General features: G+C 66.1%; 13 protein-coding genes and 1 tRNA gene. 7 read left to right on the top strand and 7 right to left on the bottom strand.

All coding sequences use genetic code 11. From position 1 onward, the window contains the following. Nucleotides 1-3 precede the first annotated feature (3 nt). Both JDV75_RS00315 and JDV75_RS00310 read right to left on the bottom strand, forming a co-directional pair. Complete coding sequence (locus JDV75_RS00315; RefSeq protein WP_198737277.1) at nt 4-2,103, bottom strand: pyruvate formate lyase family protein; 2,100 nt, start codon at nt 2,101-2,103, stop codon at nt 4-6. 455 nt (nt 2,104-2,558) lie between these two features. Beyond that, on the bottom strand, nt 2,559-2,948 hold the full coding sequence (locus JDV75_RS00310) for a hypothetical protein (RefSeq protein ID WP_198737276.1): 390 nt from the start codon (nt 2,946-2,948) through the stop codon (nt 2,559-2,561). A 642-nt stretch (nt 2,949-3,590) separates the two neighbouring features. On the opposite strand from JDV75_RS00310, the gene JDV75_RS00305 reads away from it, so the two are divergent. From JDV75_RS00305 to JDV75_RS00290, 4 genes are all read left to right on the top strand, one after another. Continuing rightward, nucleotides 3,591-3,803: an acyl-CoA carboxylase biotin carboxyl carrier protein subunit gene (locus tag JDV75_RS00305; protein WP_198737275.1), complete on the top strand. Its 213-nt coding sequence runs from the start codon at nt 3,591-3,593 to the stop codon at nt 3,801-3,803. A 7-nt stretch (nt 3,804-3,810) separates the two neighbouring features. Next, entirely contained in the window at nt 3,811-4,455 is a 645-nt protein-coding gene (gene rsmD / locus JDV75_RS00300) for a 16S rRNA (guanine(966)-N(2))-methyltransferase RsmD (RefSeq protein WP_198737641.1), read from the top strand. After that, on the top strand, nt 4,452-4,940 hold the full coding sequence (coaD, locus tag JDV75_RS00295; protein ID WP_198737274.1) for a pantetheine-phosphate adenylyltransferase: 489 nt from the start codon (nt 4,452-4,454) through the stop codon (nt 4,938-4,940). Before rsmD ends, coaD begins: the two co-directional genes overlap by 4 nt. A gap of 246 nt (nt 4,941-5,186) precedes the next feature. Beyond that, entirely contained in the window at nt 5,187-5,942 is a 756-nt protein-coding gene (locus JDV75_RS00290) for a sulfite exporter TauE/SafE family protein (protein WP_198737273.1), read from the top strand. A gap of 512 nt (nt 5,943-6,454) precedes the next feature. On the opposite strand, the gene JDV75_RS00285 is transcribed toward JDV75_RS00290, so the two are convergent. From JDV75_RS00285 to JDV75_RS00270, 4 genes are all read right to left on the bottom strand, one after another. Next, nucleotides 6,455-7,219 carry an amino acid ABC transporter ATP-binding protein gene (locus JDV75_RS00285; RefSeq protein WP_272490506.1) on the bottom strand — a complete coding sequence of 255 codons (765 nt, stop codon included), beginning with the start codon at nt 7,217-7,219 and terminating at the stop codon, nt 6,455-6,457. A gap of 10 nt (nt 7,220-7,229) precedes the next feature. Next, nucleotides 7,230-8,153, bottom strand: coding sequence for an amino acid ABC transporter permease (locus JDV75_RS00280; RefSeq protein ID WP_198737272.1), 924 nt, complete (start codon nt 8,151-8,153; stop codon nt 7,230-7,232). Between the two features lie 56 nt (nt 8,154-8,209). Next, the gene (locus JDV75_RS00275) at nt 8,210-9,127 is read right to left on the bottom strand and encodes an ABC transporter substrate-binding protein (protein WP_198737271.1); all 918 of its coding nucleotides are present in this window, start codon (nt 9,125-9,127) and stop codon (nt 8,210-8,212) included. A gap of 79 nt (nt 9,128-9,206) precedes the next feature. Beyond that, nucleotides 9,207-10,157: a DUF368 domain-containing protein gene (locus tag JDV75_RS00270; RefSeq protein WP_198737270.1), complete on the bottom strand. Its 951-nt coding sequence runs from the start codon at nt 10,155-10,157 to the stop codon at nt 9,207-9,209. Between the two features lie 194 nt (nt 10,158-10,351). Between JDV75_RS00270 and JDV75_RS00265 the strand changes: the two genes are divergently transcribed. Both JDV75_RS00265 and JDV75_RS00260 read left to right on the top strand, forming a co-directional pair. Then, the gene (locus JDV75_RS00265; protein WP_198737269.1) at nt 10,352-11,671 is read left to right on the top strand and encodes a hypothetical protein; all 1,320 of its coding nucleotides are present in this window, start codon (nt 10,352-10,354) and stop codon (nt 11,669-11,671) included. Nucleotides 11,672-12,188: 517 nt separating this feature from the next. Further along, nucleotides 12,189-12,839, top strand: a complete 651-nt coding sequence (locus JDV75_RS00260; RefSeq protein WP_198737268.1) for a hypothetical protein — start codon at nt 12,189-12,191, stop codon at nt 12,837-12,839. 58 nt (nt 12,840-12,897) lie between these two features. Here the strand turns inward: JDV75_RS00260 and JDV75_RS00255 are convergent. Then, nucleotides 12,898-12,974: transfer RNA gene (locus JDV75_RS00255), tRNA-Leu, on the bottom strand. 180 nt (nt 12,975-13,154) lie between these two features. Here JDV75_RS00255 and polA point away from each other — a divergent pair. Next, entirely contained in the window at nt 13,155-15,815 is a 2,661-nt protein-coding gene (gene polA / locus JDV75_RS00250) for a DNA polymerase I (protein ID WP_198737639.1), read from the top strand.

Here is a 15,815-nt window from a genome sequence, read left to right as displayed (position 1 = left end):
GGGTCAGTCGTTGTCGTCGATGATGAATCCGGCGTCGAGGACGCCAACGAGATTCCGGATCCGCTCATCGGGGGTCCGACCGAGACCGGAGGGCGTGATGGTGTTGGTCAGGGAAATGCCGTCCAGGGCGTCGTTGTAGTCGAGCTTGCCCACCGACAGCATCGAGGCGACCATGCCGTGCGAGTCGAGGGCGTTCTCCGGGTTCGCGCCCGGGGAGAACGGAGTACCGGCCTTGTGTCCGGAGGGGAAGGAACCCGTCGCCTTGCCGTACACGACGTTCGAGGTGATCGTCAGCACCGACTGGGTCGGGATGGCGTCCCGGTACATCGGGATCTCCTTGATCTTCGCCATGACGGTGTGCACGATCGTCGCGGCGATGTCGTCGGCCCGGTCGTCGTCGTTGCCGTAGATCGGGAACTCACCCTCGGTGCGGTAGTCGACGATCAGCCCGGTCTCGTCGCGGACGGGGTAGACCTTCGCGTACCGGATCGCGGAGAGCGAGTCCGCGACGATGGACAGACCGGCGATGCCGCAGCCCATCGTGCGCTGGATGTCTGAGTCGTGCAGCGCCATCTCCACTGCCTCGTAGGCGTAGCGGTCGTGGCAGTAGTGGATGATGTTCAGGGCCTCGACGTAGGTGCCGATCACCCAGTCCAGCATGTCCTCGTACTTGTGCCAGACCTCGTCGAAATCGAGCGGCCCGTCGCCCTCGACGGGGGCGAAGCCCTCGACGACCTGCTTACCGGAGACCTCGTCGCGTCCGCCGTTCATGGCGTAGAGCAGGGCCTTGGCCGCGTTGACGCGGGCGCCGAAGAACTGCATCTGCTTGCCGACGGCCATGGGGGAGACGCAGCAGGCGATGGCGGCGTCGTCGCCCCAGTGGCTGCGGATCTGCTCGTCGGACTCGTACTGAATCGAGGAGGTCTCGATGGAGATCGCCGCGCAGAACTCCTTGTACCCCTCGGGCAGTGCCGGATCCCAGAACACCGTGATGTTCGGCTCCGGTGCCGGGCCGAGATTGCGCAGGGTCTGCAACAGGCGGAACGCGGTCTTGGTGACCAGCGGTCGGCCGTCCTCGCCGAAGCCGGCGTCGGACCAGGTGGCCCAGTAGGGGTCACCGGAGAAGATCTGGTCGTAGTCGATGGTCCGCAGGAACCGGACGATCCGCAGCTTCAGGACCAGCTGGTCGATGATCTCCTGCGCGTCCTCCTCGGTGATCCGGCCCGCGGCGAGGTCACGCTCGAAGTAGATGTCGAAGAACGGGGACAGTCGACCGAAGGACATCGCGGCACCGTCCTGGCTCTTCACAGAGGCGAGGTAGCCGAAGTAGGTCCACTGCACGGCCTCCTGCGCGGTCGCGGCGGGCCGGGAGATGTCGAAGCCGTAGTCCGCGGCCATCTTCTTCAGCTTCTTCAGTGCCTTGATCTGTTCGGAGTGCTCCTCGCGGTAGCGGCACCAGTGCTCACTGAACGGGTTCGAGCCGACGGCGTGCTTCGCGGCCTCCTTGTCCTCGATGAGCCGGTCGACGCCGTAGAGCGCTACGCGGCGGTAGTCACCGATGATGCGGCCGCGTCCGTAGGCGTCCGGGAGTCCGGTGACGATGTGCGAGGACCGGGCCGCACGGATGCGCGGGGTGTAGATCTCGAACACGGCGTCGTTGTGTGTCTTGCGGTAGCGGGTGAATATCTCCTTGACCCGCTCGTCGGGTTCCTTGCCCGCTTCGCGGATCGCCTGCTCCACCATCCGCCAGCCGCCGTTGGGCATCATCGCCCGCTTGAGCGGAACGTCCGTCTGCAGGCCGACGACGACATCGTCATCGTCGGAGATGTAGCCGGCCGGGAAGGCGTCGACGTCAGCGGGAGTGTGGGTGTCTACGTCGTACACCCGGCGCTTGCGTTCCTCCGCGAGGTAGTCCTTCTCCAGCGTGTCCCAGACCCGCAGGGTCTTGGCGGTCGGACCGGAGAGGAATGCCGCATCCCCGGTGTAGGGGGAGTAGTTCCGTTGCACGAAATCGCGGACGTCGATGTGATCGCACCAGGGGCCGGACTCGAACCCTTCCCAGGGGGAGTCGGTGTCGGTGGGGGTTGGAGCGAATGTGGTCACGGTTGTTTCAGACCTTTCCAAGACGGGGTGTCAACTGGGGAATCCAGGTTTCAGGTTCACTCACGCGAACGAGCCCCATCAGACTGGTGTGCAGCGGTCGAATATCCCATCGCGTTCGACTGGCCTTCTGTCCCCCTGAAGATTCGGGGGTGGCGTCAGGCTCCTTGGAGAGCTCATCGCGTCAACATTTTCGACGCTACGCCTGTTAGTTGGCTGGGTGCACCGGAATCCGCCGCTCATGGGGGCGATCAGGTAGCCCCGGTAGGGAACCCCACCGGGTAGACCCAGGCAGAAAGGGATTTTTGCACCGATTCGAAAGCGGTTGAGGGCTGGTGTGGGAATGATCACCACCACCTTTTTCGGGGTAGGTGATCAGACGGTCCGGAGGGGTCCCGGCACCACGTTCGGCGGGGGGATCGACCGACGTGCGGTGAGCCCCCGGCCGCCCCGGCAGGTCAGAGCGAGATTCCCGGGGTGCTTCCCGCCGGGACCGGTTTCACCCGGGGCGCGTCCGGTCCCATCAGGACCTCGTTTGGGAATGAGACGGGCCGCCAGTCGCCGCATCCCAGGGACTCGAAGACGGCGGCCTTCGGATCGAGGAGGTCCGCCATCTCATTGACCCAGTCACTCTTTTCTGAGAGCACCTTCCCCCGTGCGTCAAGTACGCGCCAGGTGCAGGAGTCGCCGCCCGGGGACCAGTACCAGCTCCTTTCGGCGTCGACGCCGACCTCGTGTTTACCGGGACCGACGCTGGGACCGTCCTGGAGATACAGTGTCCGCTCCGCATTCTCCATGTCGCGGTCGACCATATAGGAGGAGACACCGAGACCGACCGCCCAGGTCATGAGACCCGCCACGAAACCGGCGAAGAACATCCCGAACCGACGGAAGAACGGTTTCCGTTCCCTGTCTGCGGAATGGTTCTGTCCGTCTCGCCGGGGTTGAGGTGTGGAGGGTTGTCCCGTACCCCACCCGGCGGGACCGGCGGGAGGAGACCCGGGGGGCGGTCCCTGGTGCGGGCCCTGGGGAGCGCCCGGCGGGAAGTATCCGGGAGGTGGACCCTGGGGAGCACCTCGGCCCGGTGCAGGGGGATAGAAACCGGGGGGTGGGCCGGGTGGGGTGTTGCCGGTGGGACTCCGGCCGGGCCCGCCGAAACCGGTGCCGGGCGTGTCTCCTGGAATGCGGGGGTACGGGGCCCCCTGTCCGTGCCCGGGATAGGGACCACCCGCGGAGCCGGAGCGATCGTTCGGTGGTCGTTCTGGGGACATGGTCTCTCCTCGGGCTCCCCGCCGTTGTCGACGCGGCAGACATGGATGAAGTTGACGGGACCGACGACGAACCGTCTGCTTGCGATTCTGCTCCATCCGGGGCCTGGGCGCAGCGGATCTACTAGGTGTAGCGCCCCCGTTCAGGGGCTGATCCCGGCCCGCGCGACGGCTTCCGGTCACGCGTCCGTCCCACTCCGTCGGTGCGATAGGCTGAACGCCATGAGAATCTGTGCTCCGTTCGCCGGAATAGTCCGCTACACAGTCGCGGACGGTGAACACGTGGACACCGGGCACCCCGTCGCCGTCGTCGAGACGGTCAAGCTCGAGGCCCCCGTCATCGCCCCGGGGCCGGGAGTCGTCCGGGGGCGGAGGTTCCCCGACTTCGCTGACGTAACCGGCGGTGACGTACTACTCGAACTGGAGGAGAACTGACATGGGCCTGACCCGCATCATTTCCGGCGACGCCCGGGGACGGAAGATCAAGGTGCCGCCGGCGGGCACCCGCCCCACCAGTGACCGGGCCAGGGAGGGACTGTTCTCATCCCTGCAGGTCAGGTTCGGGTTCGTCGGAAAACGGGTACTGGATCTGTTCGCGGGCTCCGGCGCGCTGGGGCTCGAGGCCGCCTCGCGCGGAGCGGAGGAGGTCGTCCTCGTCGAGAACAACCGCACCGCGGCGGACACCATCCGGCACAACGTCACGGTGGTCGGACACCCGAACGTCACCGTCGCAGAGATGAAGGCCTCCGTCTACGTCGCCGGAGCACCCCGGGGGCATTTCGACATGGTTCTCGCCGATCCGCCCTACGAACTCGCGGATGAGGCGGTGACCGAGATGCTGACCGCGCTGGTTCCCGCACTCGCGGATGGAGCCGCCGTCGTCGTCGAACGACACATCGAGTCCCCGGAGACGGCGTGGCCCGCCTGCTACGTACCCACGACGCAGAAGCTGAAGAAACGGACCTACGGTCGCGCCCGGATGGATATGGCGGTGTTCCACGCTGATCTGGCCGGAGACGTGGGCGCAAATGCTGCTGGTGTGCACGCATCCGGCGATGGAGCGGATGAGACGGGGGAGGCACGGTGAGGGTCGTCTGCCCGGGGTCCTTCGATCCCGTCACCATGGGCCATCTCGACATCTTCCGCCGAGCCGCCGACCAGTTCGGCGAGGTCACGGTGCTGGTCACGGTCAACCCGAAGAAGCAGGGGCTGTTCACCATGGACGAGCGGGTACACCTCATCGAGGAGGCCGTCTCCGGGATTCCGGGGATAGCCGTGGACACCTGGTCGGGGCTGCTGGTCGATTACACCACACAGAACGGGGTGACTGCCCTGGTCAAGGGTCTGCGCTCCGGGATCGACTACGAGTACGAGCTGCCGATGGCACAGATCAACCGGCGACTGTCGGGGGTGGACACGTTCTTCCTTCTCACGGACCCGAAGTACGGGTACATCTCATCCACGCTGTGCAAGGAAGTGGCACGGCACGGCGGGGATGTGTCGGGGATCCTCCCGCCTAACGTCGCCACGGCGATCCGTGCGAAGTTCTCCGCAGCTCCCACCGGGCACTGACCCGCCCGAACTCGTCGGGCATTCGGCGGTACTGGTTCGGTGCCGCCGGTGTGCCGTGGTCGCTGGAGGCTGGACCGGACTAGGACGGTTGACCTCCGAGTGGCACCCCCGCTGTACCCCTCTGTCGGAACGGTATGCCTGTATCCGCACAGTTTCCGGTGGTGCCGGACCGGCAGAATTACGGCCGGAGTCGCCCAATTCGGGGCCGACACGGTGAATCCCGGCCGCGGCTGTACCATTCCCCGCATGAGTGTCCTCGCCACCGTCTCGATCACGGTGATCATCGTCATCCTGGGGTCCTGTCTGCAGCGCATATCGGGCATGGGATTCGGCCTCCTCGTCGTCCCTGTTCTGGCGATACTCCTGGGCCCCGCGGACGGCGTTCTGGTGGTCAACGCCCTGGCCGCCGTGAATGCGGCGCTGACCACGTGGACGGTGCGGCACTATGTCGACTGGCGGAAGGTGCGGCTCCTCGCGATTCCTCTTCTCCTGGGGGCTTTCCCGGGTGTGTTCCTCATCCGTGCGATCAATGCGGCACCGTTGCAGATCATCGTCGGTGCGCTCCTGCTCATAGCCCTCGCGGTTGTCCTCGGCGGACGGCGGCACATACCGCATGTCTCCGGCAACGGCAGCCTGTTCACCGCCGGTGTAATCGGCGGGTTCATGAATACCCTCGCGGGCGCCGCGGGGCCGGCAATCACCGTTTACGCGCAGGCGGCGCGGTGGGAGCACCAGATGCTCGCCGCGACCCTGCAGCCGTTGTTCGTGATTTCGGGTGGTTTGTCCTTCATACTGAAGATCCTCCTCGGTGCCAGCTCGGTGACCGCCGTGCCGCCGGTGATGTGGCCGGTTGCCTTCGTCGGGATGCTCGTCGGGATCTTCGGTGGGACCATGCTGTCGCGGTTCATCCCCAGGGAGACCGCCCGACGGATCGCGTTGACCGTCGCCGGGCTCGGTGGGATCACCGCGATCATCCAGGGCGTCACCTCCCTCGGCTCCTGACGTCTGCACGGCAGTGATCGCGGGAACGTGCGGATACGATGGCGCCATGCAGGAGAATCACGGATGCCGATCGGTCTGTTCTGCAACGGTAACCGAGCCGGATCACGTAGAGAAGGTGCTCCAGGAGCGTCTGGGCGGTCGGTCCCACGGACAGTGATTCCCACCCGTCCGGGACAGAACGACTGAAAAACGAATTCTTTTTCGGTGGGGGTGTCCGGGGGCAGGCTGGCGGGAGGTCCCCCAAGGATGATCGGCAGCCTGACCGGATTGAAACGAGGTCTTCCGTGCCGGCCTCCGGAGATTCACCGCCGAGCCGCCGGGATCTGGCGGAGCTCCTGGAATCGTCGACGCCGGACACCGTTGCGGGAAACCGGTTCCCTCGTGTTCGGGGTGTGTAGGTCGATCGGTGGAGTGTCCGATGACGACCGGGAACAGGGTGACACGGTGGGGTACCGTGATCCCCTCATCCCCGTCGCCCGGCCCCGCCCAGCTCCGAACGTGGTCCCGGATGATCAGAGGAGTGAGGAGAGGAAGGCCTGCGTGCGTTCGTGCTGGGGCGCGGAGATCACCTGGGCGGGACGTCCGGTCTCTACGACGACACCGGCGTCCATGAACGCGACCTGATCGGCGACCTCGCGGGCGAACCCCATCTCGTGGGTGACTACGAGCATGGTCATGCCGTCGGCGGCGAGCTGTTTCATCACGCCGAGAACCTCTCCGACAAGTTCGGGGTCGAGCGCGGAGGTCGGCTCGTCGAAGAGCATCAGTTTCGGATCCATCGCGACCGCACGGGCGATGGCGACGCGCTGCTGCTGGCCACCGGACAGCTGGACCGGGTAGGCGTCGGCCTTGTGGACGAGCCCCACTTGGTCGAGCAGTTCGAGGGCCTTCTTCCGGGCCTTGTCCGCGGGGACACGCTTGACCTGGATCGGGGCCTCGACGATGTTCTCGATGACGGTCCGGTGGGGGAAGAGATTGAAGCTCTGGAACACCATGCCGATGTCCGCGCGCTGTCGGGCGGCCTCCTTCTCGGAGATCTCGTGGAGGATTCCGTCGCGTTCCCGGTAACCGATCAGTTCACCGTCGACGTAGAGACGTCCCGCGTTGAACTTCTCGAGGTGGTTTACACAGCGCAGCATCGTCGATTTACCGGAGCCGGAGGGCCCGATCAGGCACGTGACGGATCCCCGGGGCACCTGGAGATCGATGCCCTTGAGCACCTGGAGCTGTCCGAAGCTCTTGCACACCTGTTGCGCGTCGATCATGAGGTCAGTCATGTGAGTAGTCCTACTTCGTGGTCGGGGAGACGGTGATGTTGCTGGGCGGGACACCCTCGGCGTCGGCTAGTGCGGCGAGCTGACGTGAGGACAGTTCGCGCGACGAGCCGCGGGCGAAGTGGCGTTCGAGGTAGTACTGGCCGACCATGAGGACCGAGGTGATCACCAGATACCAGGTCGCGGCGACCATCAGCATCGGAACGGGTTGGAAGAGGCTGTTGGCGATGTCCATCGACCGGCCGAACAATTCGAGTGAGTAGGGCACCGCGACCACGAGCGAGGTGGTCTTGAGCATGGAGATCAGCTCGTTGCCGGTCGGGGGGATGATGATGCGCATGGCCTGCGGGAGGATGGTGCGGCGGATGGTCTGCCACCAGCTCATCCCGAGTGCCTTGGACGCCTCGGTCTGTCCCTCCGGAACCGCCTGGATGCCCGCGCGCACGATCTCCGCCATGTACGCGGACTCGTTGAGGCCGAGGCCGATGACCGCGAGAAAGAAGGTGTTCTGCAGGAGCACCTGCACATCGATCTCGGCGACACCGACGCTGATGGTCTGGTAAAGGGTGGACAGCAGCCCCCAGAACACGAGCTGCACGTACACCGGGGTGCCCCGGAAGATCCAGAGGTATAGCCACGACACGGACCGCATGACCGGGTTCGGCGACATCCGGAGCACCGCCATGATGGCACCGAGTACGACACCGATGATCATGGCGAGAATCGTCAGGAGGATCGTACGTCCGGCCGCGGTGAGGATCCGGGTGTCGAAGACGTAGCTGCGGTAGACGTCCCAGGAGAATGCCTCGTTGGTGGCGACCGAGTAGATCACTCCGACGGCGATGAGCAGCAGGAGTGCCGAGGCGATCCAGCGGCCCGGATGGCGCAGTTGCTTCGCCTCGATGGGTTTCGGCGCCGTGGCGGTGGTGTGTGGCATGGGGATCCTCTGTGTCTGTGAGAATGTCGGTCGGGTGGGGATGAGGGATGTGTCGCTCAGGGCCGGTAAGGCTCTCCGTTTATCTGTGCGGTCTCGATGAGGCCGTGCTCTATCCCCCAGAAGCCGAGTATGCGTTCGTAGTCCCCGGTTTCCACCAGGTGCTGGAGCGCAGCGGCGAGGGCGGGGCCGAGCGAGGACTGTTTCGGTACGGGCCAGCCGAAGGGAGCCGCGTCGAAGAGGTCGCCGGTGGTCTCGATCTTCCCGTCCGCGCGTGCTACCGCGAAGTCGGCGACCGGGGAGTCACTCGACATGGCGTCCGCCCGCCCGAGGACCAGCGCGGTGGCCGCGCCGTCTGCGGAGTCGTAGGCGAGTTTCGTGATCGGTTCCATGCCCGCTTCGACGCACGCCTCGGACTTGGGGTTGATGTCGTCGGTCTCGCTGACGGTGTTCCGTTGGACGGAGACGGTCAGTCCGCAGGCGTTGTCCGGATCCACCGGGTCTCCGGTCTGGGCTGACCACTGGATACCGGCGTAGAGGTAATCGACGAAGTCGTAGCTCTGTCGCCTTTCCTCGTTGTCGGTGAAGCTCGATGCTCCGAAATCCACGGTTCCCGCACTCACCGAGGGGAGAATGAGCGAGAAGTCCTGGTCCGCCACCTCGAGCTCGAGGCCCATCACCTGTGCGACGGCGCGGGCGAGATCGATGTCGAAACCGATGATGACGCCGGCCGAGTCCTTGAATTCGGCGGGGGCGTAGGGGACATTCGTCCCGATCGTGATCGTGCCGTCCGCCGCGATCGCCGGGGGCACCATGGCTGCGATCTCGGGGACCGTGGCGATGTCGAGTTCCTCCCACCCGTCGGGGTGGCCGGTCTCTTCGTTGGTCACGCAGGCGGTGAGTGCCAGAGCCGAGGCGGTCAGCGTGACGGCGAGGCGGCTCCGGGTGCTACCGGTACGGGGGAAATGGAAAAGCATGAAGCGATTCTAACCCACGGTTAACAATTGCTTTAGTTGCCCGGTCCGCCTTCCGGGGCCTGTCGGTCGCGCTTCCGGATCAGTTGAGGTCGTGGAGGGCCTTGACCTGACGGTTGCGGTGCTGTGTCATCCGCTCGGCCAGGAGCGTGCCCACGACAGCCCCGGCTCCGATCACGATGAACAGGGCGGATATACCGACGTTGCCGGAGGGAGCGAGCAGGTCTGCGTCCGCGGTCTGCCACGGCCACAGTGCGCGCAGGGACCCGAGCATCAGACCCGCCATCGTGACCAGGGTCAGGGTGCGGTGGTGGTGCATGAGGTATCCGAGCAGGCGGATGAACAGGATGATTCCCGTGCCGGCTCCCGCGACGAAGACCGTGATCACCGTGAGGTCCCGGTCGTGCACCGCGCCGAGGATGAAACCGTACAGTCCGAGTGCCAGGAGAAGGAACGAACCGGACACTCCGGGCAGGACCAGTGCGCAGACCGCGAACGCCGCGGCGACGAAGATGAGGGGGAGCGCCGGGGAGGTGTTCTCGGCCGCGGTGAAGCCGGTGAGCACGAAGGTGGTGACGGCGGCGACGACGAACAGGGTTCCGGCGACGGCGCCCCGCTTCCTCAGGTCTGTCCGGTCCACCATTTTGAGGGGAACCATGATGGAGGCTGTGACCATGCCGAGGAACAGCGACCGGGAGATCTGGGGCTGGTTCTCGACGAAGTCCTTCATGACTCCGGCGAGCGCGAACACCGTGAGCAGCATTCCCACCCCGACCGGGATGATGAGCCCCCAGTCGACCGAACGTGCGTTCCTCCGGATGTTTGGGCGGTCGGTGAGGAGCGATTTCGCGAGAGTGATGAGATCGTTGCCCGCGTCGAGGGCGCGCTCGTAGACGCCGACGACGAGGGCGATGGTCCCGCCCGAGATGCCGGGTACGAGTTCCGCGAGGGCGATGAGTCCGCCGCGGATCACGTTGAGCAGGATTTCGCCGATGCCCGTACGGGTGCGTGCTGGTGAGGGGGACTGGCTCATGGCTCCTGTTTTCCTTCGGGTGCGAACGTTTCGACTGACCGGGCTCCGGTGTCCGGGGAAAGATTACACGCGTTTCCCGTCTGTTCCGCGAGCGACGGTCCCTCCTGTGTCCGGGGCGAGAATCGGTCGGGTGCGGGAAACCGCGTTTCACTACTCAACTTGACAATGAAAACCGTTACCGTTTAATGGTTCTCATGACATCCACCATCAAGAACCGAACCCTGATCGGGGTTCTCGCCGCCTCCACCCTCCTTCTCGGGGCGTGCGGCGCGGACCCCGCCACCGAGGAAATCCCGTCGTCCTCAGGCGGGACGACACCGCCAACCTCCGGTGCGACGACCCCGTCGGCGACGGAAACGGAACAACGCGAAGGAGAGGAGGGTGAGCTCGTCGAGTCCCGTCGGGCCCAGCCCCGGATCGCCGTGGCTCACGAGGGCGGGATCCTCGTCCTGGACGCCGGAGACCCGGGTGCGGGAACGGCGCCATCGGTCATCGATGACCTGCCCGCGGACGGATACCTGCGGCTCAACCGCGCCGGAGACGGCCGGCACATCTTCGTCTCCACGTCCGACGGGTTCCGGGTCCTCGACATCGGCTCCTACACACAGAGCCACGGCGATCACTCCCACCACTTCGCGGGCGACCCCTCCCTGCTCCAGTTCACGGTCGACGCCGTCAAGCCCGGGCATGTCGTCGGAGGAAGCGGGCACGCCGTTCTCTTCGACGACAAGACGGGAAAGGTCACCGACGTCGAGCTCGGGACCATGACCGTCTCGGAGCAGTTCACGCTGCCGCCCCACCACGGGATCGCCGTCCGTGGTGAGGACGGCACCTACGTCGCAACCGTCGCCGATGCCGAGGCCAAACGGATCGGCATCGCCGAGTACGACGCATCCGGTTCGGAGCTCAAGCGGTTCGAACAGTGTCCCGGTGCGCACGGGGCGGCTGAAGCCGGGAACGGAGCTGTCGTGGTCGGCTGCACCGACGGCGCGCTCATCCACCGTGGCGGCCAGACCGTCAAGGCCACTGCCCCGGATCCCTACGGACGGATCGCCACCCAGGTCGGAAACGGAGCCTCACGCTTCGTTCTCGGGGACTACAAGTCCGACCAGAAGGCTGCGGAGGAGGAACGCCGTGAGCATCCCACCAGGGTCAGCATCATCGACGTCGAGACGGGTGACCTCCGGTTGGTCGAACTCGGGACCTCCTACACCTTCCGCTCACTGGCCATGACGGAAGACGGCACCGCTGTCGTTCTCGGGACCGACGGAAAGCTCCACCTCATCGATCCCGGGACCGCCACGGAGATCCGGACCATCGACGTCGTCGATCCCTGGGAGGAGCCGGACGAGTGGCAGGAGCCGCGCCCCGCACTCGCCGTCGCCGGAAACCGCGCCTACGTCACGGATCCCGCGGCAGGGAAGCTCCACGCCGTGGCGCTGATCGGCGGCACCGACCCGGTCTCGGTCGATCTTCCCGCGATGCCGGACGAGATCGTCGCCACCAAGGGCTGAGTATCCGCGACCGGGACCGCCACCCCATCCTCCGGGGCGGCGGTCCCGTCGTCGACTTAAGATGTGGTCGATCCGTCCACGGTGTATCCGTCACCCACGGCGACGGCGCACGCACCAGGGCGACGGATGGCGTGCGGACCACGGGCGGATTCCACCCGCCGAGGCCATCAACGGAGGCTCCGCTGCGGAGCACACGCTCCGACCGGGTCCACCGGCCGGCCGAGGACTGACACGGACGACCTTCGGGGAAGTTTCTGCTCCGGACGTCTGGGGGTGGGGAAGCACCGGGGCGCGATGAGGACGGGAGCACGGGTCGGTCACGGGGATCCGTCGGTCCGCCCACCCGGTCAGCGCTGCTCAACAGCGCCCGGAACTTCCCGGGATTCGGCGGTCAGCACGGTCCGGGGATGGCTCGGGACCGGTCTCCACGGTGGACGCTGGGAGCTGCGCGGTGAGAGGGCCGGTGCGTGGTTCCGGACGAAGGCGCGAGCGTACCCTGCCCGGTATGCTGACCGGCATGAAACGGGACGGCCGCGGGTCTCGGCTCCGGAACGCCGGATCGGGGAAACCGGTTCTCTGGCGGGGTGTCCGCCAGATTGTCACTGTGTGCCTCGTCGTGGGGGTCCTGTCCGCCGTGTCGAACTGGACGTCCACCGCTGAACTGAGCGGTCAGCTGAACGCCTATTCGGTGGTACGGAAAACCGTCAGCAAGCTGTTGAATAGCGGAACAGTCTGGGCCGCCGTCGCCGTGTTCGCAGGTTACCGGCTTCGGCGGCCTTTCCCCTCCGCTCTTGGCGGGGGCGTCGCGGCGGAGCTCACCCTGGTCATCCACTACGGCTTCGGCCGGATGGCGGGGATCTACCCCGACACGATCTGGCGCGACAACCTGGTGTGGTTCTACGCCGGTGTGCTGCTGTGTGTGCCGCTCGGCATGTCCGGACTGCTCGTCGCGCGCGGGGGACGGACCGGTATCGCGGCCAGGCTCCTCGTGCCGGTCGGGGCGGTGGCGGAGCCTCAGCTTCTCCACATGCTCTCGCCCCCGCAGTTGCTCCCGTGGCCCGAGCGGTGGTCGTCGATGATCAGCGGTGTGATCCTCGTGGTCGCCGGACTGGCCGGGACGGTCATCGTGCTGTGGCGGACGCGTGGGTCTTCCCGGCGCGCGGCGTGACTGTCGTCACCCGGGCGTTTGTCGGATCCCGGGAGATCCTCCCGGCTTTTCCGGCCCATGGTGCCCCCGGTGAGACTCGAACTCACACTGGACGGGTTTTGAATCCGTTGCCTCTGCCAATTGGGCTACGGGGGCGTGCGTGACGATGATACCTGAAGGGGGACGAAGGCCCACAACGGGACCGCCGGCCCCGTCCAATCAGCCGCCGGAGGCCGGGGCAGGGGACGTGACGGGCCCTCTGGGGGCATCCGTCACCCAGTACACTCGTATCCCGTGAGTGACTCTGCAGAAAAGCCCCAAGGCGTGAAGCGACTGATGCTCATCGACGGACACTCGATGGCTTTCCGCGCGTTCTTCGCCCTGCCCGCCGAGAACTTCTCCACCACCGGCGGCCAGCACACCAACGCGGTGTACGGATTCATCTCCATGCTGGCGAACCTCCTCAAAGAGGAGAAGCCCACCCACGTGGCCGTCGCCTTCGACGTGGGCCGGCAGACGTTCCGGAGCGAGAAGTTCCCCGCCTACAAGGCGCAGCGGGACGCCACCCCGGAGGAGTTCAAGGGGCAGGTCGGACTGATCAAGGAGGTCATGGAGACCCTCGGTATCGTCACCATCGAGAAGGAGAACTTCGAGGCCGACGACATCATCGCCACCCTGTCCGTAGCAGCCAAACCGCTCGGCTTCGAGACCTCGATCGTGACCGGGGACCGCGATTCCTTCCAGCTGGTCAACGACACGACGACGGTGCTCTACCCGATGCGCGGTGTGTCGAACCTGCACCGATTCACGCCCGCCGCGGTGGAGGAGAAGTACGGTCTCACACCCGCTCAGTACCCGGACTTCGCCGCCCTCCGCGGTGACCCGAGCGACAACCTGCCCAACATTCCCGGGGTGGGGGAGAAGACCGCGACCAAATGGATCAAGCAGTACGGCAGCCTGGATGAACTGTTGGCGCACGCCGACGATATCAAGGGCAAAGCCGGGGACAATTTCCGGGAACGTCTCGATCAGGTACGCATGAATCGGGAACTGACCGAGATGGTCAAGGACATGGACTTGCCTCACGCCCCCGATCAGCTGGAACTGACGCCCGCGAACGTGACCGCGCTCGCGGAGAAGTTCGATGAGCTGCAGTTCGGTACGAACCTCCGGGAGCGGATCCTCGGTGCCGTCGAGCACGACGGCGTGGCGACCGAAGCCGCATCACCCACCGAACAACGTCCGGAGCTGACCGTGGACGTGGAGAGCCTCGACACCTGGCTGCCCGCCCGCGCCGAGGGAGGACTCGCCGTCGCCGTCGCCGGTACCGCGACCCCCGGGGCCGGGGACATCGAGGCCGTGGCGTTCGTCGACGCCGAACGTCACGCCCTCGTCGTCGAGGTCGCGGACCTGAACCCCGCGGAGGAGAAGGCACTCGCCGAGTGGGTCAGCTCGGCGGCCCCGAAGTACCTGCACGGGGCGAAGTCCGCCTGGCACATGTTCGCGGGTCGGAACATGGAGCTGGCGGGCATCGCGCACGACACCGCCATCGCCGCATACCTGCTGCGCCCCGGTCAGCGCACCTACGCCCTCGGGGACGTACTGCAACGTCATCTGCAGCGTCAGCTCGACGGTGCTGATTCCGGGAACGGTTCCGGGCAGCTCTCCCTGCTGGATGTGCACGCGGACCACACCGGTCTCATCGCCGAGGCCGAGGCAATCGCCGATCTCACCGCGGCACTCACCGCGGCCCTGGAGGAGATCGATTCCTTCGCGCTCTACCGGGAGCTGGAACTGCCCCTGATCCCGATTCTCGCACGGATGGAGCACGCCGGTATCGCGGTGGACACCCGCAATCTGGAGCAACAGCGGGACGAGTTCATCGCGAAGGTCGAGGCGGAGGAAACCGCTGCGCGTGAGATCGCCGGGGACGATACCCTGAACCTCTCCAGCCCCAAGCAGCTGCAGGTGGTTCTCTTCGACACCCTCGACATGCCGAAGACGAAGAAGACCAAGACCGGCTACTCGACCGCGGCGAAGGAGATCGAGTCGCTCGCGGTCAAACACCCGCACCCGTTCCTCGATCATCTTCTGGCGCACCGTGAGTACCAGAAGATGAAGACCACCCTCGACGGGCTGATCAAGGCCGTCGCGGATGACGGGCGCATCCACACGACGTTCAACCAGACCGTGACCTCCACCGGGCGGTTGAGCTCCACTGATCCGAACCTGCAGAACATTCCGGTGCGTACCCCGGCCGGTCGTCAGATCCGCAGCGCGTTCGTGGTCGGCGACGGCTACGGTACGTTGCTCACCGCCGACTACTCCCAGATCGAGATGCGCGTGATGGCCCACCTCTCCGGCGACGCGGGGCTGATCCAGGCATACCGGGAGGGGGAGGACCTGCACAACTTCGTCGGCTCCCGGGTGTTCGACGTACCCGTCGACCAGGTCACCCCGGAACTCCGGCGCCGTGTCAAGGCGATGTCCTACGGGCTCGTCTACGGGTTGAGCGCCTTCGGTCTGTCGCAGCAGCTGGACATCTCGGCCGGCGAGGCGAAGCACATCATGGGCAACTACTTCGAGCGCTTCGGCGGGGTGAAGCGGTACCTCGACACGGTCGTGGACACCGCCCGCCAGGACGGTTACACGGCCACGCTCTTCGGGCGCCGACGCTATCTGCCCGAACTGTCGTCGACGAACCGGGTGGCGCGGGAGAACGCGGAACGCGCCGCGCTCAACGCCCCGATCCAGGGGACCGCCGCGGACATCATCAAGGTGGCGATGCTGCGTGTCGACGCCGCCCTCCGCGCCGCCGGCGTCCGCAGCAGAGTGCTTCTCCAGGTGCACGACGAACTCGTCGTCGAGATCGCGGCCGGGGAGCTCGATCAGGTCCGTGGGATCCTGGAGCGCGAGATGGACGGGGCGATCACACTCGACGTTCCGCTCGAGGTCTCTGCCGGGGCCGGGGAGAACTGGGACGCGGCGGCACACTGA

The sequence above is a fragment of the Corynebacterium meridianum genome (genome assembly GCF_016342265.1).
Lineage (GTDB): Bacteria > Actinomycetota > Actinomycetes > Mycobacteriales > Mycobacteriaceae > Corynebacterium > Corynebacterium meridianum.
This window is presented reverse-complemented; position numbering and strand designations above follow the sequence as displayed.